The 19,446-nt window shown below is 65.5% G+C and carries 18 protein-coding genes and 1 pseudogene; 8 read left to right on the top strand and 11 right to left on the bottom strand.

Features of this window, described 5'->3' with window-relative positions:
- Position 1: 1 nt before the first annotated feature.
- The 6 genes and pseudogenes from ACTJK4_RS09930 to ACTJK4_RS09905 form a co-directional block, all read right to left on the bottom strand.
- A complete protein-coding gene (locus ACTJK4_RS09930) occupies positions 2-583 on the bottom strand; it encodes a hypothetical protein (protein WP_316870823.1) in 582 nt (193 codons plus the stop codon).
- A gap of 62 nt (positions 584-645) precedes the next feature.
- Positions 646-852, bottom strand: a complete 207-nt coding sequence (locus tag ACTJK4_RS09925) for a hypothetical protein (protein WP_024978640.1) — start codon at positions 850-852, stop codon at positions 646-648.
- A 142-nt stretch (positions 853-994) separates the two neighbouring features.
- Positions 995-2,188, bottom strand: coding sequence for an FHA domain-containing protein (locus ACTJK4_RS09920; protein WP_316870822.1), 1,194 nt, complete (start codon positions 2,186-2,188; stop codon positions 995-997).
- The gene (gene sctC / locus ACTJK4_RS09915) at positions 2,148-4,082 is read right to left on the bottom strand and encodes a type III secretion system outer membrane ring subunit SctC (RefSeq protein WP_373407714.1); all 1,935 of its coding nucleotides are present in this window, start codon (positions 4,080-4,082) and stop codon (positions 2,148-2,150) included. Before sctC ends, ACTJK4_RS09920 begins: the two co-directional genes overlap by 41 nt.
- A 15-nt stretch (positions 4,083-4,097) precedes the next feature.
- On the bottom strand, positions 4,098-4,373 hold the full coding sequence (gene sctS / locus ACTJK4_RS09910) for a type III secretion system export apparatus subunit SctS (RefSeq protein ID WP_024978637.1): 276 nt from the start codon (positions 4,371-4,373) through the stop codon (positions 4,098-4,100).
- Between the two features lie 51 nt (positions 4,374-4,424).
- A pseudogene (locus tag ACTJK4_RS09905) lies at positions 4,425-6,465 on the bottom strand (FHIPEP family type III secretion protein).
- Positions 6,466-6,675: 210 nt separating this feature from the next.
- Between ACTJK4_RS09905 and ACTJK4_RS09900 the strand changes: the two are divergent.
- Genes ACTJK4_RS09900 through ACTJK4_RS09885 form a run of 4 tightly spaced genes read left to right on the top strand, consistent with a single transcriptional unit; the run spans position 6,676 to position 10,108 of the window.
- Positions 6,676-7,524, top strand: a complete 849-nt coding sequence (locus ACTJK4_RS09900) for a helix-turn-helix transcriptional regulator (RefSeq protein WP_232039742.1) — start codon at positions 6,676-6,678, stop codon at positions 7,522-7,524.
- Positions 7,521-8,609 carry a type III secretion system cytoplasmic ring protein SctQ gene (gene sctQ, locus ACTJK4_RS09895; RefSeq protein WP_260801561.1) on the top strand — a complete coding sequence of 363 codons (1,089 nt, stop codon included), beginning with the start codon at positions 7,521-7,523 and terminating at the stop codon, positions 8,607-8,609. Before ACTJK4_RS09900 ends, sctQ begins: the two co-directional genes overlap by 4 nt.
- Positions 8,610-8,666: 57 nt before the next feature.
- Positions 8,667-9,326 carry a type III secretion system export apparatus subunit SctR gene (gene sctR, locus ACTJK4_RS09890; RefSeq protein ID WP_045201601.1) on the top strand — a complete coding sequence of 220 codons (660 nt, stop codon included), beginning with the start codon at positions 8,667-8,669 and terminating at the stop codon, positions 9,324-9,326.
- A gap of 11 nt (positions 9,327-9,337) precedes the next feature.
- Complete coding sequence (locus tag ACTJK4_RS09885; RefSeq protein WP_392397738.1) at positions 9,338-10,108, top strand: lytic transglycosylase domain-containing protein; 771 nt, start codon at positions 9,338-9,340, stop codon at positions 10,106-10,108.
- A gap of 34 nt (positions 10,109-10,142) precedes the next feature.
- On the opposite strand, the gene ACTJK4_RS09880 is transcribed toward ACTJK4_RS09885, so the two are convergent.
- Positions 10,143-11,222 (bottom strand): helix-turn-helix transcriptional regulator, encoded by a 1,080-nt coding sequence (locus ACTJK4_RS09880; protein ID WP_260801560.1) that lies wholly within the window; start codon positions 11,220-11,222, stop codon positions 10,143-10,145.
- Between the two features lie 450 nt (positions 11,223-11,672).
- Here ACTJK4_RS09880 and modB point away from each other — a divergent pair, with 450 nt between their 5' ends.
- Complete coding sequence (gene modB, locus ACTJK4_RS09875) at positions 11,673-12,359, top strand: molybdate ABC transporter permease subunit (protein ID WP_433867918.1); 687 nt, start codon at positions 11,673-11,675, stop codon at positions 12,357-12,359.
- Positions 12,356-13,099 carry an ABC transporter ATP-binding protein gene (locus ACTJK4_RS09870; protein ID WP_232039746.1) on the top strand — a complete coding sequence of 248 codons (744 nt, stop codon included), beginning with the start codon at positions 12,356-12,358 and terminating at the stop codon, positions 13,097-13,099. The genes modB and ACTJK4_RS09870 overlap by 4 nt, the downstream gene beginning before the upstream one ends.
- Here the strand turns inward: ACTJK4_RS09870 and ACTJK4_RS09865 are convergent.
- From ACTJK4_RS09865 to ACTJK4_RS09850, 4 genes are all read right to left on the bottom strand, one after another.
- Positions 13,096-13,593 (bottom strand): flavodoxin family protein, encoded by a 498-nt coding sequence (locus ACTJK4_RS09865; RefSeq protein WP_440817807.1) that lies wholly within the window; start codon positions 13,591-13,593, stop codon positions 13,096-13,098. The genes ACTJK4_RS09870 and ACTJK4_RS09865 overlap by 4 nt on opposite strands.
- A 7-nt stretch (positions 13,594-13,600) precedes the next feature.
- Positions 13,601-14,413 carry a TOBE domain-containing protein gene (locus tag ACTJK4_RS09860; RefSeq protein ID WP_322018408.1) on the bottom strand — a complete coding sequence of 271 codons (813 nt, stop codon included), beginning with the start codon at positions 14,411-14,413 and terminating at the stop codon, positions 13,601-13,603.
- 66 nt (positions 14,414-14,479) lie between these two features.
- Entirely contained in the window at positions 14,480-14,983 is a 504-nt protein-coding gene (locus ACTJK4_RS09855; RefSeq protein WP_232039749.1) for a DUF6622 family protein, read from the bottom strand.
- Between the two features lie 122 nt (positions 14,984-15,105).
- Positions 15,106-17,856, bottom strand: coding sequence for an EAL domain-containing protein (locus tag ACTJK4_RS09850; protein WP_440817804.1), 2,751 nt, complete (start codon positions 17,854-17,856; stop codon positions 15,106-15,108).
- A gap of 712 nt (positions 17,857-18,568) precedes the next feature.
- On the opposite strand from ACTJK4_RS09850, the gene ACTJK4_RS09845 reads away from it, so the two are divergent.
- Complete coding sequence (locus ACTJK4_RS09845; RefSeq protein ID WP_232039751.1) at positions 18,569-18,967, top strand: glycoprotein; 399 nt, start codon at positions 18,569-18,571, stop codon at positions 18,965-18,967.
- Positions 18,964-19,395 (top strand): hypothetical protein, encoded by a 432-nt coding sequence (locus ACTJK4_RS09840; RefSeq protein WP_232039752.1) that lies wholly within the window; start codon positions 18,964-18,966, stop codon positions 19,393-19,395. Before ACTJK4_RS09845 ends, ACTJK4_RS09840 begins: the two co-directional genes overlap by 4 nt.
- Positions 19,396-19,446 lie beyond the last annotated feature (51 nt).

Genomic DNA, 19,446 nt, shown 5'->3' with positions numbered 1-19,446 from the left:
GTCAGCCTTCCTGGTTCTTCAGCAGCGAGTGGCTCACGCCGTTGGCGGCCTGCGCAAAGCTCATGTCCATCTGGTATTCAGCCAGCGTCATCGAGGCGAAGTAGCTGAAGTCGGCCAGCTTCACCATCGTCATGGTCACGTCCATGCTGTCGAGCGAATCGAGCATCTCCTGGCGCTTGCTGTTGATACTGGTGTAGCGCTCGTTGAGGTCATGGCCGTAGTCACGCCACTGGCCCATCGCACCGTCTGCGCCAGGCCCGCGCGTGAACGAGAACGACACATCCGGCACCGGCGATGGCGTTGCGTTGGAGGCCATCGGAATCGGTTGCGCCGGCAGCGTGGCGGCCTGCACCGTCGTGGTGGCAACCGGGCGCATCATGCCGCCAAACTGCTGTGCCTCGTTGGGCATGGCGGCCTGCGTAACTGGAGTGCCGATGCCCTGCTCGACCTGCCCGGGGCCTTGAGCCGCATACGCGGCCGGGTTCACCTGTGCGGCCTGGCTGGCGCCGGCAGCGCCACCGGCCTGCGCCTGTGCGGCCTGAGTCGCGGCAACGGCCGCAATCGCATTCGCTTCGATCGACATCGTGCCCTCCTGAATTCGGTGAAGCGGCGGCAGGCCGCGCCCGCCGCCGCTGGGGTTGCGCGTCAGCTCGCGCGTGCGCCGTCGCGGACGGCACCGGCTGCCGATGCCGCCGTATTGCTCAGCGACTGGGCCGCGCCGATGATGCCGCTGGCGGCTGCGCCCTTGGCTGCAGCGGCCTGCACGGCCGTGGCGATCTTCAGTTGGTCATCGCCGGACTGGTTGATGCTGCCGATGGCGCCGTCGACGCCGGTGGTGGGTGTACCTGCCATGGTGCTCTCCTGGATGTCAGTCAAAAGGGTCAAAAGGAATGAACAACTTCACTAGCAACTGCTTGCGGTGGAAGCCGACCTCGCATCTGCCGGCGACCTCCGTACGACACACCCCACGCGCGGGAAAGGGGGACCCGCTGCGCTACGGTGTTTGCGGCTGGATCGGCCACGTGACCGACTGCCCGCCGCGGTCGAGCACCACACCATCTGAAGCGATGCTCTTCACCTGGAGGCCGCCCTTGAGCCGGGCGCCCTCGAAATACAACTGGCCGTCGCGCGTCTGCACAAAGCGCGTGCCGTCTTCGTCTTCGTACGTGCTCACAATGGCCGGCAGGCCGTCGGCGCGCGGCGTGTCCGCCACGATGTTCGGCGGTGGCGGGCCGTCCCAGGCCACGTGGTCGACCACTTCGACGGCGGGCTTGGCGTCGCGCGCGTAGTTGCGGATGCGCTGCCACGCCTGCGCGCGATCGGCCGTGCCGCTCACCACGATGCGGCCATGTCCGTCGTAGGCCACGTTCAGCGCGGCCGTACCGCTTGTGCCGCCTGCGCTGAAGTACTGCTGCGCGGCGGCCAGCAGATCGCTCACCACATACACCTCGCCGATCGACACATCCGACAACCCGCGCGCACGGCTCAGCAGCGCCTGGTGGTCGGCCTCGGTCGGCACGTAGCCGGAAACGCGCGACGTGCCGTCCGACGCGGGCGCCACCACGATCTCCGCCGGGTCGCCCAATGCGTGACGGACCTGCGCTGCACGCGCTGCGGGGTCGCGGCCCCAGAGCGACCAGCCGTCGTGCCCGGCAAACGCCACCACACCACCGGCCAGCAAGACCGCAAGCCACAGGCCGATGCCTGCCACCAGCCACGTCCGCCCGCGCCCGGCCTTGGTGGACACCCGCGACAGCCACACCGCTGCCGCCAGCGGCAACCACGACGGCACGCGTTCGGCCAGCACCGTGGCACCAGCGCCTTCCACCGCGGCGGCCGGCATGCGGATCGTCCCGACCTTCTCGATGCCGACGCGAATGTCGCCCATGGCAATCACATCGCCCGGCACCACGCTGCGGCGCGTCTGGCCGAACGGCTGGCCGTTGAGCGTCGGCTCGGCGTCGTCCAGCCGCCGTGCGGACACCGCGATGCCGCCCACCTCGAACATCAACTCGCGCGCGGCGACGCTGCTGTCGGGCACGATGATTTCGCAGCTGGGCGCCGAACCGACCACGTTGGCGCCCATGCGCAGCGGCATCGATCTGCCGTACAGCGGCCCGCTCAGGAAGCACAGCTTCCAGGGCGATTTATCCGAGTGCGGCGAGGGTTGTGTGGCTGGCTGGTTCATGCAGTCGCGAAACAGGCGGCGTGGGCAAGGCACCGACACTGGCCGGCGGCTGGTTGGGTGCCGGCGTGTTGGGCAACGGGCCCGGTTTCCAATCGGTCGAACCCGGCACCGGCATGCCAACGCCCGGGATCGACACGGCGGGCACGTCGTTCGGGTTGGTGCTGGCGGCGGTCAGGATGCGCGGGGTCAGCAGATAGAAACGCTCCATGTGCTGGCCGGTCTTGTTGGTGTACTTGAACAGGTTGCCGATGAAGGGCACGTCTGACAGGATCGGAATGCCCGACTTGGTGTTGTTCAGGCTGTCGGAGTTAAAGCCGGCAATCAGCAGGCTCTTGCCCTCTTCGATCATCGCCTTGGTCACGATCGAGCGCTCCTGCACCACCGGCAGTTGCGAGACGCGGTCGTTGGTCAGGTTGCCGTCGTCGATGTCGATCGACATCATCACGCTCATCTGCCCGGCCTCGTTGACGATGAGCGGCGTGACTTTCACGCTCGTGCCCGTCGTGATGCCGTACAGCGATGCATCCTGAAAGCCCGACACCGGCACGTAGAAGTGGATGAGGTTTTCAAGGATGGCCTCGGTGTTGTCGAGTGCCAGCACCTTCGGCTTGGCCTGCAGTTGCGCGTTGCCGCTCTGCGTGAGCGCATTGATGCGCGCCAGCAGGTAGTTGCGCAGGCTGCCGCCAATCGATGCGGTGAGCGCCATGCCGATCGGCGTTGTGGCACCGGTCTGGCCGTCTTCCGTGGTGCCAAGATTGAACGTGAGCGGCGGATTGTTGCCGTTGCCGGATTGGAAATCGCCGTGCGTGGTATGCAGGCGCCAATCCACGCCCAGGCTGTCGAGCGAATCGGTGCTGATGTCGATGATGGTGAGGTTGATCTCCACCAGCCGCGGCTTGGTATCGAGCGAGGCAATCAGGCGCTCGTATTGCGCCATGTGCTCGGGCACGTCGCGGATGAGCACGGCATTGATGCCGGCGTCGGCTTCGATACGCGGGAGGTCAGGCGGTGCACCGCCGCCCGATGCTGCCGGCGCCTGCGCGCCGTAGCCGGAATCCCCTTGCGCGCCCGCCAGCGGAATCTCGATGCGCGGCACGTTGATGCTGTCACCGGAACTGAGCTTCATCTGCCGCGTCGGGCCAGTCAGCCGCATGGCGCGCGTGGGCGACATGCCGGGGCTGCTGGCACCCGGATTGGGCGCACCCAGCAAGCGACGCATCATGGTGGCAATGCCGGGAATCGTCACGGGCTTGCCGGACCGGTTGATCTCCACATCGCCCGCCCAGGCGTACTTGAGCGGGAATGCGCGAATCTCGGCGCGATCCATGCCGCGTGACGGATCGGCAATCGATGCAATGGCCTGGCGCACGAGTTCCACATAGCGCTTCGGGCCGGACGCGTAGACGGTGTTTTCCTTGTCGCTCACAACCAGCGGAAACCGCTGATCGGTGATCTGCATGGCGCGCAGGATCTGCGCAAGCTCCGGGCCGCTGCCCTTCGGGATCGGGAAGACCTGCGTCTGTGAATCGTCCGCACGGTCTACGTAGATCAGCGAGCCGTCGTAGTACCACGTGAGCCCATAGGTGGCGCACACGGTGTTGAGCGTGCTGGCCGGCGGGCCAGAGAACTTGCCGTTGATGGTGCCTTCCACCTTTGGATCGACCACCGCCGTCACGCCCTGGGATGCCGCCAGCTCGCGGATGAAATCCCCCACCTTCTTGCCTTCGGCCACCAGCGTGTACGACCGGTTGCGCCAGCGCAGCTCGGCGGCCTGCACCACGGCCGCCGTCGTCAGCAGCCACAGGCACGCCGCTGATGCACTCCACTGCAGGAATCGATAGCGTTTGTTCACGCGTGTTCTCGCTCGGTTATGTTGTTGTCCGTTCGGCGCCATCTCGCGATCCCCCCGCTAGAAAGGCGCCACACCGCCGTAAAACACCTGATCGAGTGCCATGCGGGCAAAACGCAGCACTTCGCGTCCGCCCCACCCCGCCAGCACCACGATGGTCACCATCACCGCAATCAGCCGCACCGACAGGCCGATGCTCTGATCCTGGATCTGCGTCACTGCCTGCGCGATGGCAATCAGCAACGCCGATACCGTCGCCACCGCCACCACCGGCAACGAGACCAGCAGCACCAGCAGCAAGCCCTGGCGTGTGGCTTCGAGAATGGTGGCGCTCATGTTCATGGGTCTGTCTCCTTGCGCGTTCCGTACGCTCTGTGTGTTCTGCGTTCAGGCGGGGTTCGTCACCCAGCCCACGGTGTTGAGTTCGATGGCTTCGTCGATCTCCTGGTACGACAGCACCGGCAGATCGCCAAACACCGGCTGCAGCATCGTCTTGACGTAGCGCCGGCAGTTGAGCGACACCATCACCGCCAGCGGGCGGCCATGGCGGTCTTTCTCCAGCGGGCGGGTGCCGCCAAGGATCTTCACCACCTGGTCGGTAATCGCCTGCTTGGCGTCACGTGTGAGGCTCAGCACACTGCCCTGCTTGGTGTGCACGACGGCCTGCTCGATGCGCTCCTGCAAGGATTGTTCGAACAGCACCACATCGAGCACGCGGCTGGTGCCGCAGAACTGCTCGGTGATCTGCCGGTGCAAGTCCACGCGCACCAGCTCCACGAGGCCGATCACGTCTTCGGGCTCTTTGGGCGACCACGTGATCAGGCTCTCGAAAATGGCGCGCAGGTTGCGGATCGACACGCCCTCCTGCACCAGCCGGCGCAGCACTTCGGTAATGCGCTGCGGCGGAACCAGACGCGTGAGTTCGGCCACCAGCTCGCCGTGTTCGCGACGCATGATCTGGATGAGGTTCTGCGTTTCCTGAATGCCGATGAGCGACGCGGCGTTGCGTTCGATGAGCGATTCGACTTCGGCGGCGAGACGATCTTCGGCGGGCACGGCAGTGTCTGAAATCGCATCGCGCTCGGGCAGCGTGCCCTCGGCGGCCAGCACGTCCTGTACGAGCAGCGCGTAGCCGTGGGCCGGTAACGTCGCGTCCCAGTTCAGTTGCACGCGCGGGAATACGGCGCCGAGTCTGCGCTGCACGCGCGATTTGGCTTCTGCCAGGCGGGTCTGCAGCGCAACGAGTTCGATTTCGCCGCGCAGGTCTTCCGACAGGCGCACGGCGATGGGTGCCGCAATGCCTTCCGCGGGCGAGCCTGCTTCGGGTTCAGCCAACCGCCGTGCGTCTGGGCCGAGCACAAGCAGATCGAGCGGCGGCGCCTGCCGGCGCTGGCGCATGCGGAGGAAGGCGGCTGCCGCGGTGCCGATGGCCAACAGCAGGAACGACCACTTCGGAAACCCCGGCACCAGCAGGAACGCCAGCAGCACGCCGCTGGCCATCAGCATGCCGCGCGGGTGGGCAGTGATCTGCGAGCCGATCTGCTGACCAAGGTGGCGTGCTTCACGGTCCCGCGTCGCCACACGGGTGGTGACGATGCCGGCGGCAATGGAGACCAGCAGCGAGGGAATCTGCGAAGCCATGCCGTCGCCCACCGTCAGGATCGCGTACCGGTGCAGCGCATCGCCAATCGACATGCCGTGCATCAACGCGCCCACGGCAATGCCGGCCAGGATGTTGATGACCGCGATGATGATGCCGGCAATGGCGTCGCCCTTGACGAACTTCATTGCGCCGTCCATTGCGCCGTGCAGCTGCGATTCCTGCTCCAGCGCTTCACGGCGGCGCTTGGCTTCGTCCGACGTGATGATGCCGGCGCGCAGATCGGCGTCGATACTCATCTGCTTGCCGGGCATTGCATCCAGCGAAAACCGCGCACCGACCTCAGCCACGCGCTCCGAGCCCTTGGCGATCACGATGAACTGCACCACCGCGATCACCAGGAACACCACGCCGCCCACGACGAAGTTGTTGCCGACCACCAGCTTGCCGAACGTGTCGATCACGTGACCTGCATTGGCCTGCAGCAGGATCAGCTTGCACGACGCAATGTTCAGCGACAGCCGGAACAGCGTCGTGAACAGCAGCACGGCCGGAAACGACGAGAACGCAAGCGCCGACGGCAGATAGATCGACACGCACAGCAGCACGATGCTGGCCGCCAGATTGAGCGAGATGAGCCCGTCCAACACGACGGTGGGTAACGGCAGCACAAAGAGCGCGACGACCGCCACCACGAACACGGCAATCGCAATGTCGTAGTTCACCAGCCGCGCCCAGCGCAAGCCGGTGAGCGGAACGTCCAACGCTGCAGCAAGATTGCGAGGCTTTGCCATGGAGCGCCTTTGGGCCGTGTGGGCCATAGCCCACGAATGTCCGTAGAAGACCGGCGCCGTTCAGCACCCGCTTCCCTTGCGAAAAGTGTAGAAGTGGGGGGCCTGTCCGCTCAACGCTGAAACTCGTAGTCGTGCGGTCAATCCCTGACGAAGTTTCGGGGTGGACTACGCTTTTCGGTAGTTCATCGCAGCGTGTGCGCGCCACTACAGTAAGTGCATTCACTTGCCACGCGAGAGGCCACGGTTGAATGCTTCGAATGTGGGTGCCGGCGATGTCCGCGCGCCGATCCTGTTTGGCGAAGAACACATCGTGGTCGATGCGGAATCGATCCGCCTGGGTGCGACGGCGCGCGCCGAGTCCTTCTCTGAAACCGCGCAGGATCTGCGGGCCGCGCACGGTGCGCAGGAACGGCAATTGCTGCTGCGCGCCGTCTTGCGCAGCATCGGCTTCGACTGGCTCTGTTACTACCGGCTGACACGCATTGGGGAATCGATTACGCGGGTGCTGTACTTCCGTGCGTATTCCCCGCCGAACTGGCCCAAGCGCTACGTCGACGAACGCTACTTTGAAGTCGACCCGCGGCTGGCCTTTGCGTTGCGCTACGAATGGCCCCTGGTGTGGGACTTGGCGGACCTTGGAGCCACGCTCACCGCACCGGCGGATGCGGACCGCCTGCACCGCCTGCTGCAAGACGCCGAACGCGCCGGCCTGCGCAGCGGCATCAGCTTCGGTGTCGTGAGCCCACGCAGCCTGGAGCACAGCGTCATCTGCTTTGGATCGGGCAATAACGCCAAGGGCTGGATTGCCGACAACGTGGTCGGCCAAGCCTATGCAGTGGGGCTGGGCCTGCATGAATTTCTCATGCAGCACGCAAAACCGTTGCATGAAGACACGCACGCGCGTGCGCTCAGCCAGGTACAGCGTCAGATTTTGGAATTCATCACCAGCGGGTTATCGGACAAGGCGATTGCCGAGCAGCTCAACATGTCGCCGCACAACGTCGACTATCACCTGCGTCAGCTCAAGAAGAAATACGGTGCGCAGAACCGCGTGCAGCTTGCCTATATGGCCGGACGCATGTTCATGACATGAATACGCTCGACGCCCGCATGCTTTCGGCCGTGGACCAGGCGCTGGCGCGTACGCTGTCGCGCCTGTATCTGGCGCGCGCAGCACTACCGTTTTCCGTAGGCAGCACGCCCTACGAAGCGCGTTGCGAAGCGCATGCCGTACAAGCCGCGGCAAAAGCCTACCGCTTCACGTTGGGCGATGCGCCGGGCTGGCTGCTGCTCGATGCCGCCGCTGAGCGCGCATGGCTGGCCGACGCCGCAGACGCGCATGTGCCGCAAGCCTTGCGCTGCGCGGTGCTGGCCGATGCCTTGGCGCCACTCGCACGGGGTATCGAACAACGCAGCGGACGTGCGCTTACATGGTTGCCGGAGGCCGCATCGCCAGAGGTCCGGCTGGACCGGCCAGACGTCCTGCAGCTGATGATCAGCCGCCACGACGACGCACCCGTCGAAGACGGTGCCGCGCCATGGCTGGCGCGCGCCGGACTGCTGTTCGACGCGCCGCACGTCCTGCCCGAACTGTGTCCGACAGAGCTGACTGCAGAACCCATACCGCTGGCCGCCTTCATGGGCACGCACGTGCCGCTGCGCTTCGAGCTGGGCGCCACCTTTCTGTCACGCCGGGACTTTTCCGGCATTGCGCTGGGCGACATCGTGCGTATCGAAAAATGGCTTCCTGCTGGCGATGCATTGCGCTGCGTGGCCCGCGTGCGCGGGCGGCTGCACCTGCGTGTGTTCGGACAAGTGCAAGGCAACCGCATCGTCGTGGAAAACGTGGAGGAAAAGCCAATGACAACCGAGAACCCAGCCCCGAACGCCGCGACATCCGGCACGGAGCCCACGGCGCGCCCGCTTCCCACCGACAGCCTGGACGACATCGAACTGGTTACCACCTTCGAGCTGGAAGAGCGGCGCCTGTCACTAGCCGAGCTGCGCGCGCTGCGGCCCGGCACGGTGATGGAGCTGGCGCAGCCGCTCAACCAGGCCGTCATCCGCATCCTCGCCAATGGCATGCCGGTGGGCGAAGGCCACCTGATTGCTGTCGGCAACCGGCTCGGCGTGCGCGTATCGCGCTTCATCGGGCAGGCGGCACCTGGGCAGGCATAACGCCCGGCCCGCTTCTCCCCCAACAAGAACAACGCATCGACACACTCGACACGCACCATGGGAAACCTGCCCAATCCCGTAGCGATGATTGCCGTGGTGGCGGCGTTGGGCATCGCGCCCTTTGCCGCGCTCATGGTCACGAGCTACACCAAGCTGGTGGTGGTGTTTGGCCTGCTGCGCTCGGCGCTGGGCATTCAACAGGTGCCGCCCAACATCGTGCTCAACGGCATCGCGCTGATCCTGACGGTGTTCATCATGGCGCCGGTCGGCATGGACATGGTCGACAACCTGCGCGGGCGCAACTTCAACCTGAGCAGCCAGATGAGCGTGGATGACGTGATCGCCATTCTCGATGCCGCGCAGCCGCCGGTGAAGAAATTCCTGCAGACCCATACGTTGGAATCGGAGCGCAATTTCTTCGTCAAATCCGCCACGAGCATCTGGCCCAAGGAGCGCGCCGCCGGCCTGAAGAACGACGACCTGACTGTGCTCGTGCCGAGCTTCACCCTTACCGAGCTGATCAAGGCGTTCCAGGTGGGCTTTGTGCTTTACATCATCTTCGTGGTGGTCGACCTCGTGGTGGCCAACCTGTTGCTGGCGTTGGGCATGCAGATGATTGCGCCGACCACCATCTCGGTACCGTTCAAGCTGCTGCTGTTCGTGATGCTCGATGGCTGGTCGGTGCTCGTGCACGGGCTCGTGCTGTCTTATCGATAGAGGTGGCGACCATGCGTGCCAGTGCTTTCATCATTGCCGCCATGGCGTTTGGCGCTTGCATGGCAGCCACGTCTGCCGTGGCAGGCCCGCGTATTGATGCACGCGCCTTTGCCACGCTGGCCGCCACCTGCGCGCCGCGCGTTGACCGCGTCACGCTGGAAGCGCTGGTGCGCACGGAGTCTGCCTACAACCCCTATGCGATCGGCGTGGTGGGCGGCAGGCTCGTGCGCCAGCCTGCCACGCTGGAAGAAGCCGTGGCCACCGCGCGTTCACTGGAGCGCCAGGGCTACAACTTCAGCGTGGGACTCGGGCAGGTCAACCGCTACAACCTCGCGCGCTTTGGCGAGACGCTGGAAACCGCGTTCGACGCCTGCCGCAACCTGCGCGCAGGCGGCACCATCCTGGCTGAATGCTTTGCACGTTCATTGCCGCGCTATGGAGATCAGCAACAGGCGTTGCGCGCGGCGCTGTCTTGCTATTACAGCGGCAATTTCGAGACCGGCTTCCGCCACGGCTATGTGCAGAAGGTTGTCGCTAATGCTGGGGACGTGCCGGCCATCGTGCCCGACGCCGCCCGTGGACGGATCGAGCCGATTCCGGTCGTGCCCGCCGGCGGCGGTACACCCGCTCCCGGGGCGCCACGCCCGGTATCTGCGCCCGCGCAGCCACGCGTGCTGACCGGCAGCGCGTGCACCGGCCAGACCGGCCGGCAGGTGATGATCCTTGCGTGTAATCGCGCCGACGGCACATCGTGCCTGCGCTGCGTGGCGCTGCCGCGCTGAGCGCCGCGCGGCAGCTTCCACATCCCCATCCCGGTCAGATCAGGTTCAGGCGGCCCGCAATGTAGGCCAACTGAGCGCGGTTGGTCGCGCCGTAGCGGCGGCGAATCAGGCGCAGGTGGTAATCAACGTTGTGCGCTGTGGTGTGCAGCTTGATGGCGATTTCCTTATCGCTCATGCCGGCGGCCAGGCACGTCAGCACTCGGCTTTGCATGACGGTGAGCGGTGCGTCTTCACCGGATACGCGTGTGTTGCGCGTGAACGTTTGCAGCGGCGCCCGCCAGACCTGATGCAGCGCCATGCCAAAGAGGATCGACTGGCCGAGCACGCTGTCGCTGATCCATTCCCGCCCCGCATGCGGCGAACTGAGGCTGACAATCGCATGGTTCATGCCCTTGCCCGCGCCCAGGCTGAACATCACGCCGCTGCGCAATCCGTGTTCGTCCATCGTCTGCAGCAGCGCGCGCATCGCCGGCTCCATGCGCGCCTGGCCCCGCGCGAGCGATGCCAGATCCCACACCAGCGGCATGCCCGTGGCAAACACCGCAGGCAGGCGTGGGTCGACGGTGAACAGACGTTCGCCGCAATAACGCTGCAAGAACCGCGGCGCCACGTAGTTCTTGAGCATGGCCACCGTAGGCGGGGCATTTTCGTGGCGTTCGGTCAGCGCGTATGTGAGGGACGAAAAACCCATCAGCCCCATCAGCCCGGACACAATGCGTGCTCGCTCGGCCACCCCGCGTGCGGCCTGCAGCTCGGCAGCCAGGCGCAGTCGACCCGGCTGCGCGGGTGCGGGCTCGAACAGCAGCGCGTGCTCGTCCACGGAAATCACGTCCGTGCCCGGCGGCAGCGGTACGAAAAAGCGGTCGCCATTGGCGGCATCGTCCGCGGCTGTGCGCGCAGCCAGGGAATCGGCGTGCCCTGGTAGCGGCGCAGTGTCCGCCTTCGCGGACAGCGCATCCAGGTCGAGCTGGACGGAAGGGCTTGCGTGGGTGGAAACGCCAGACTGCGCGCCCGCTGCCTTGAGCGCGGTGCGCATGTCCATCAGCAGCGCCAGGTCTTCGGCGCGGGGGAAACGTACTGCCTGCAGACCATCTGAGCGATGTGCGGCGGCCATTGCCGTCCTCCGGTCATGTTGGAAACACCTGCTTGGCCGCCGGAATGTTTCCGGCCATGGCCAAGGCTGTTTCCCCCCCGGGGGATGACATTTGCTGCGCGGTGACCCTGAGCACCGCTGGGCGCAGATCGTGAAAAGCGACGTCCGGCCTACGTTTTGGCGCATTGTTGCAAGCCGGTGGCAACGTTGTCCAACAAAACTTTTTAGTGCCCCACCATCGACGCGGCTTATGTCGCAACGCAGCAAACCACGCCTCTGACAATGGCGCCGGGGCCGCGCGTCCATGCCCCTTGCCACATGCCGGGCATCACTGTGTCAGGATTGACCGTGCGTTATATCCAACCCTATATTGCGGATAACGTTTCCAATCTGTCGCCGGCACCCAACGCGTCACCTCTCGGTTCGCGAGAATCATCCGGCCGGCCGATGGCACCTTCGCACACTATCCGCATGTCCGCTTCCATCTGGACGCCTCTGCTGCTTTCACTCAAGGTGGCCGGCTGGGCGACCGTCCTGAACCTCCTGCTGGGCGTCGGCGCGGCCTACGCGCTCGCGCGCACGCGCAGCCGCTTGCGCGACGTCGTCGATTCCGTCCTGACCCTGCCCCTGGTGCTGCCGCCAACGGTGCTCGGTTATTACCTGCTGGTGCTGCTGGGCCGGCGCGGCACGGTCGGCGGCTGGCTCGACAGCATGGGTATCCAGCTCGTCTTTACGTGGCAGGGCGCGGTGATCGCCTCCACCGTGGTGGCGTTTCCGCTGGTCATGAAATCCGCGCGCGCCGCCTTTGAAGGTGTCGATCATCAACTGGAAAGCGCGGCGCGTGTACTGGGCCTACCGGAGGCCGCCGTGTTCTTCCGCGTGACGCTGCCGCTGGCTGCACGCGGCATCGCCGCCGGCGTTCTGCTGGCGTTTGCGCGCGCATTGGGCGAGTTTGGTGCCACGCTCATGATCGCCGGCAATCTGCCCGGCCGTACGCAGACGCTTTCCGTCGCGATCTACGAAGCCGTGCAGGCCGGCGACGACGCCACGGCCAACACGCTGGTGCTGATCACCTCGCTCACCTGCATCGTGGTACTGGTGGTGGCCAGCCGCCTGCTGCAGGCGCGCGCGCCGAGCCTGCAGGAGCAACTGGCATGAGCGGCGGCATGATCGATCTCGTCGTGCAGAAAACGCTCACCAGCGCGGCGCGCGTGTTCTCGCTCGACGTTGCCGTGCGCTCCGACAGCCGGCGCGTGGTGCTGTACGGCCCGTCGGGCGCCGGCAAGAGCCTCACGCTGCGCGCCATTGCGGGCCTCATGACGCCCGAGCGCGGCCGCATCGTGCTCAACGGCCGCACGCTGTTCGACCACGCCGAGAGCATCAGCCTGAGCGCGCAGGAACGCCGCGTCGGCTACCTCTTCCAGGACTACGCGCTCTTCAACCACCTGACGGTGGCGCAGAACATTGCGTTCGGGCTCAAGCGCGGGTGGTTCAACCCGCCGCGCCGCACACGCGATCCACGCGTGCAGCAGTGGATCGACACGTTCGAGCTGGGCACCGTCGCCGCCAATTACCCGTCGCAGATTTCCGGCGGCCAGCGCCAGCGTGTGGCACTGGCCCGCGCGCTGATCGCCGAGCCCTCCATGCTGCTGTTGGACGAGCCCTTTGCCGCACTGGACCCGGCACTGCGCACGCGCATGCGTTCCGAGCTGTCCGCCCTGCAAGCGCGGCTGCAGATACCCATGCTGATGATCACGCACGACCCGGCCGATGTGGAGATCTTCGGAGACCACGTATTCGAGTTGCGCGATGGCCGCGTCGTGGCCGATGCCGTGCGCGCACACGATGCGGCACCGCTGTCGCCGTATCCGCATCTGACGGCAGTGGTAAAGCGCTAGAAAACGCCCAGCGCAAGCCCGGTTGCCACGGCCTGACCCAGGACGCGGCAGCGCTCCAGATCATCTGCGCCAATCTGCTTGGGGGCCAGGATGGCCTCGGGCGTTTGCGCATGCGTGCAGACGATGATCGGCTCGGCCACGGGCTTGAGCCGCCAGCCGGCGGCAATGCGCTCAATCTGGCGCACCGCGTTCAGGCCATCGCTGCCTGCACAGATCAGGCACGCGTATGGCCGGCCGTTGATACGGTCGAGCGCGGGGTAATAGCAGCGGTCGAAAAAATCCTTGAGCTGCCCGCTGATGGCCGCGAGGTTTTCCGGTGTCGCGAAGAGATAGCCGTCTGCCCCGAGCACATCGTCGGGGCCGGCTTGGGTTGCGTGCATCAACCGCACGGCAACGCCGCCCTCTTCTGCGGCACCCGCCTGCGCGGCCTCGGCCATCTGGCGCGCGCCGCCCGTCATCGAGTGGTAGACGATCAGCAGGGTCTTGGGCGTCATGGGCGCTTCAGGCCAATCCCAGAATCACACTCGATGCCTCGAACACCGCCACCGCTTCCACGCCTTCGGCCAGTGCCAGGGTTTCCACCGCCGTGCGCGAGAGCATGGCCACCAGCACGGTCTCGCCCGCGGACGTGGCATTCGCGTCCAGCAGGCGCAGGCGCACTTCGGCCTGCACCGCGCCATCGCGGATTTCCGTGACCACGCACGGCAATTGATTCTCTGCGGAGACGCGCCACTCGCCGGCGCCACGCATCAGCATCACGGCAGGCGCCTTGATGAGCGCCACAGCCTGTACGCCCGGCGCCAGCTGCAACACGCGCGTACTTTCCTGGGTGATGGTGGCGGCAACCGCCTGCCCGCCGGGCAGGCGCAGCGTCACCACATCATTGACAGCACCCGACGCTACCGATTCCACCGTGCCGAACAGCGTGTTGCGCGCGCTCGTGCGCAGCATGAGGCGGCGTAGCAGGTTGACGTCTTCGCTGGCAGCGTGCGCGGCGGCATCCAGGCGATCGACAAAGCGGCGGTGCTCGGCTTCCAACACGCGGAAGCTCTCGATCAGCCGTTGGGCGCGCGGCGTCAGCACGCTGCCACCGCCGCCCTTGCCGCCCGTGGTGCGCACCACCAGCGGCTCGCCGGCCAGGTTGTTCATGGTATCGATGGCGTCCCACGCGGCCTTGTAGGAAAGACCTACGGCTTTTGCGCCTGCGGTGATGGAGCCGGTCTGTCCGATGGCAGCCAGCAGTTCGATTCGGCCGCGCCCGCCCCAATTGTCTTCACCGGCGCGCAGCCAGATGGTGCCGTCGAGTTCCAGCATGTCGTCTCGTCTTGGATGGAGATTGCAACATGCAGGATGTTAACGTGTTAACGCCGGTTCGCTGGCTCAAGCCGCCGCCAGGCGCGGCGTACGCACATGCAGCAGCACCGAGCGCGAGAGGAGCAGACCGCCCAGGAAGCCGAACAGCGCGCTGAACATCGCCATGAAGCTGGCAGAGTGCGAGACTTCCGGGTGCATCGCCAGCATCACGTTGTAGGCATAGCGGGCGGCGAACAGGCCCACGATCACCACCATCGGCACCCAGCTTCCGGGCACGCGAACGGTGTGGGCCGTTTCAGACACGGCGCCGTTGGGCGGCGACATGTACGTCAACAGGAACGCCACCAGAACGGCCACCAGCCACATCGTGAGCGCAAGCGGGCTGCCATGGCTTGCCATCGACACTCCGTAAAGCGAATACGCGGCCACCACCAGCGGCAGCACGATCAGACGGCGGCGCGACACGATGCGGGACTGCATCTGACGCATCCCGATGCCAATCAGCACGGCAAACACCACGAACACCCAGGTGGGCGTATGCGAGACGATGGAGGCGATCGATTCAAGCATGGCGGTCTCCCTGTTGGAATGACGCCAGCTTAGGTGCCGGCCCCCGCACGCGGGAGCGGATTGCGACGAACGGCAGAAACGCCGGTGTGAATGGCGGGAAAGATGCGATTCGGGTCGGGCAGTCAGCCCAGCGCGGCGCGCACGCCGGCATCCACCACCGACAGGTGCGCCCGCAGCAAACGGTCGAACCCTTCGGCCGTGACAGGCTTGCCGATGTAATAACCCTGGATTTCCTGGCAGCCTGCCTTGGCGAGGAACTCCACCTGGTCGGCGTCTTCCACACCTTCGGCGGTGACGGTCATGCCCAGGGCGCGCGCCATGGCGACGATGGCCTCCGTCAGCGCCACGGAATCCGGATCGCCCGGAATGCCGGTGATGAACGAGCGGTCGATCTTCACGTTGCTGATCGGGAAACGCTGCAGATACGACAGCGATGAATACCCGGTGCCGAAATCGTCGATCGAGATCCGGATGCCCTGCGCGGTGAGCGCATCGAACATCGGGCGGACTTCATCCGCACCGCCCATCAGCAGGCTTTCGGTAATTTCGACTTCGAGCGCGGTGGGCGGCAGGCCGGTGTCGGCCAACGTCTGCTCGATCATCGGGACCACGTCGCCGGCCTGGAACTGGCGCGCCGACAGGTTGACCGCCATGCGGAAGTCATAGCCCAGCGCCTCGTACCAGATCACGGCCTGTTCGCAGGCGCGCCGTAAGACCCACGCGCCGATCGGCACGATCAGGCCCGTCTCTTCCGCCACCGGGATGAACTCCACCGGCGAGATCGCCCCAAGCTTGGCGCTGTTCCAGCGCAGCAGCGCCTCGGCCCCGACGATGCGATGGCTGGCCAGGTCGTACTTGGGTTGATAGACGAGCTGCAGTTCGTTGTTCTCGCGTGCATCGCGCAGCGCGTTTTCCAGCATGTAGCGGCGTTGCAGCCGGGCGTTGAGCTCGGCCGTATAGAACTGGGCACGGTTGCGGCCGTTCTGCTTGGCGCGGTACATGGCGGCGTCGGCCGAACGCAGCAGGTCGGAACCCGAAATGCCGTCATGCGGATACAGCGCCACACCAATCGACACGCCCAGGTAATACCGCCCGTTGACGGTATCGAACGGCTCGCGCATGGCTTGAAGCAATCGTTCAGCCAGCAACGCAATGCGCTTTCCTTCGACACGCTGGTCGATCAGGATGACGAACTCGTCGCCACCAAGACGGGCGATCACGTCGCCGGGGCCAATGCAATCGGTCAGGCGTGCGGCGGCGCTTTGCAGCAGCGTGTCGCCGCAGGCATGGCCGGCGGTATCGTTCACGCTCTTGAAGCGGTCGAGGTCGAGGAAGAACAACGCCAGCTCGCGGCTCTCGTCGCGGGCGCTCTCAATGGTGCTTTCCAGGTGCGCGATGAAGAAGCTGCGGTTGGTCAACCCCGTGAGCGCATCGTGCGCCGCCAGATGGCGCAGGCGCTGCTCCGCGCGCTTGATATCGGTGATATCGGCAAACGACAACATCACGCTGCTGGGTGCCGGCTCGGCATGCCGACGGATGGGGATGATGTTCTGCCGCACCCACATCAGCTCACCGGTCTTGAGCAACAGCCCGTACACACGGCCGAAGATGGGTTCGCCAGTGCGCAGCACCTGCCCGGACGGCATCATGGTCGCACCGACTTCCTTGCCGTCTTCGTCCACCACGCGTTGAATCGGGTCGAGCCGGTTGCGGCCGACGAGCTGCCCCGGGCGCACGCGCAAGATGCGCTCGGCGCTGGCGTTGGCTGCCTGCACCACGCCGTCCGGCGACATGATGACAACGCCTTCGTGCAGGTTCGAGATCGCCAGCCGATAGCGCTCCTCGCTTTCGGCCAGGCCCCGTTCGACGTTGTCCTTCTGAATGGCAACGCCCGCCAGGTGCGTAACGTCGTCGAGGAAATGCTGCTCTTCTTCCGCGGGCACGCACGGTTGCCGATAGAACAGTCCCAGCACGCCAAGCTTGTCGCCACGCGATGAGCGGATCGGCAACGCCCATGCGGAGACAAAGCCCGCTGCCAATGCTGCCGTGCGCTCGTGTTGCCAGCGCGGGTCGGTCGCAATGTTTTCGATGAAGACGGCGTCACCCAGGTACACGGCACAACCGCATGCGCCGGCATCGGGACCGACGGGCGTGTTCTCCAGCGTGGCGGCATAGGCCGCAGGCACCGTGGGCGCAGCGGCCACACTCATGGTCTGGGAGTCGGCGTCCAGCAACAACAGTGCCGACATGGCATTCGGATAGACCTGCTCGACGTACAGGCACAGGTGGCGCAGCACGGTCGACAGCGTCGCATTGGAGGCAAGTTGCGCAAGCACGGCGTTCTCCGAAGCGAGCAGACGGCGCGCATGCAGCGCTTCGGCGCGAGCCTGTACGGCGTGGCGCTCCAGCGCATGGCGCGACACGGCCTCGCGCAGCACGAGCATGACGGCGGGCTGACCTTCGTGCTCGCACGCAGCGGCTTCGCTGGCAACCAGCACATGCGTGTAGTCGGCGCGCACCAGCCGGTGTTCGACCGGCTGGGCAGAAAGGCCGCTGCTCACCATGCCTGCCAGGCGCGGAATCACCTGGGCAACGTCATCGGGATGAATCAGGCCGGCGAGTTGCAGGCCCGTCAGTTGCGCTGCATCTTGCGCGCCCAGCAAGCGGGCGGCGGCCGGGTTGGCTCGCACCAGCCGCCCGTCCACGGTCAGCAATACCGCGTCGGACGACAGCCGGGACAGCGCGTCGAAATCGGTACCGCGCAGTTCAGTCATCGCCCCCGCCATGGCCGCCACCGGACGTTGCGCGGCCTCGGAGCGCGGCGCAACGTCTGTAGGAGAGGCTCCGGCCTGCGCCGGAAGAAACTGGGTCATGGGCAATGCGATGGCTTGAGCGATAACAGCAACAGCGACGGCAATGGGAAAGCGAGAGGCAGACTACACGTGTCTCGCCCCTAACCACAACGGCGCGCCGGTGGAAAACTGAAGGGTGCAGCGTGTGATACCCCTGAGGGGCGTGTGGTGGCCACCCTACGTTGGCATGACCCAAGAAAAAACCCGCGCTCAGTTGACGAGGCGCGGGTTGAAATCTCTGGACCGTGTCGATCTGTTCCAGAGAGGAGAACTGACCCATGAGGCAAGCGACGCAAAGTTCCGTCGCATCACCATGTTATGAATCATAGTGGTCCCCTTGGAAAAACAAAGGGCGGAAAAGGCCGGATATTCCATCGCATTTTCATTTCCGCCGACCCATTTTTTTTGGCACTGCATGAACCCCGTTGCTGCTTGTCCCGTCTGCTTACATCGCCTGCATGTGCGAGCCTTGTGTGCGGTACGTTTCACGATGCCGACGACGCCGGAAAAATCTCCCCGGCATATTGGTTGGTCGCTACATTGATGAGAATGTTCCAACCTGCCCGATTATGTCGTTCACATGAAGTATTCTGCGCAGGCAAAATCACGCTGGAGTGACCCATGAGGCAGATTGCCGCGTTAAGTTCGCGCGCGGCGTGCCGTTACTGGTCGAAAGAGCGCGTCTGCCCCGTGACCTAGCAGGCGCAAATTGGATGCACGTGTCTGGACTGTCATGCCGTCTCTGTCTCCCCCCAATCGATCGCTTTCACGGCGCACCACGCGGTTGTTGATTGCCGTGAGCGTGCTGGCCGCACTTGTTGCGTTGCCTCGCGCGCACGCTTCTACGCCACCCACGGCCGGCACCGCGCCTGCCCCGACCCGACCCGCTGTTGCTGCCGCCGCGCCCACCCCCATCCCGGCGGCCAAGACAGCCAAATCCACGACTGTTGCCTCCACGGCCCCGACCTGCCAGGCGATCATGCAGCGCCTGTCGGGCAGCTTGGCGGCCACGCCCAGCACAGCCGACAAGCCCGGCACCGTAATGATCGACGTCGACAAGGCCGGCGTGATGATGGCCTGCAGTCATTCCGACTCGATTGCCATTCCCGTACCGGGCGGCAAGCCGCGATGACACCCTTCGCCTTCGCACACCGCGCCATGGCCGGCATGCTGGCAGCGCTGGCGGCGCTGTCCATGCCGGTGGCCGGTGCGGAGCGCTGGATCCAGCTGCCCGATCAACCGGACAGTTACGCGTCGCTTGACGTTGGCAGCATCCAGCGCATGCCCAGCGGCCCGGTCAGTGCGTGGGTGCGCGTAGAAGCGTCCAACCGTGCGGGCATGCGTTCGCTGCAGCGCATGTTCGGCGCCTTTCGCGGCGACATGGCCGATTTTCTGTACACCGTCGATTGCCGCAGCCGGCAGTTTTCGGTGTCGCAAGCCAAGCTGTATCAAGGCGCGCTGACCGTCAGCGAAAGGCAGCTCGCCAACGATGCGGGCTGGCAACGCGTAGACGCCGTCGGCCTGGCAGGCGAGGTGGCGCGCCAGCTCTGCGGCGGATAGCGCCCCTGCTCTTTGCATCGCATCGCGGTGCCATCGTTGGTAACATCAACG

Origin of the sequence: Ralstonia sp. 22111 (assembly GCF_052045895.1) — a bacterium.
Classification (GTDB): Bacteria; Pseudomonadota; Gammaproteobacteria; order Burkholderiales; family Burkholderiaceae; genus Ralstonia; species Ralstonia wenshanensis.
Note: the sequence above shows the minus strand (reverse complement) of the source record. Positions and strands in the feature narration are given on the sequence as shown.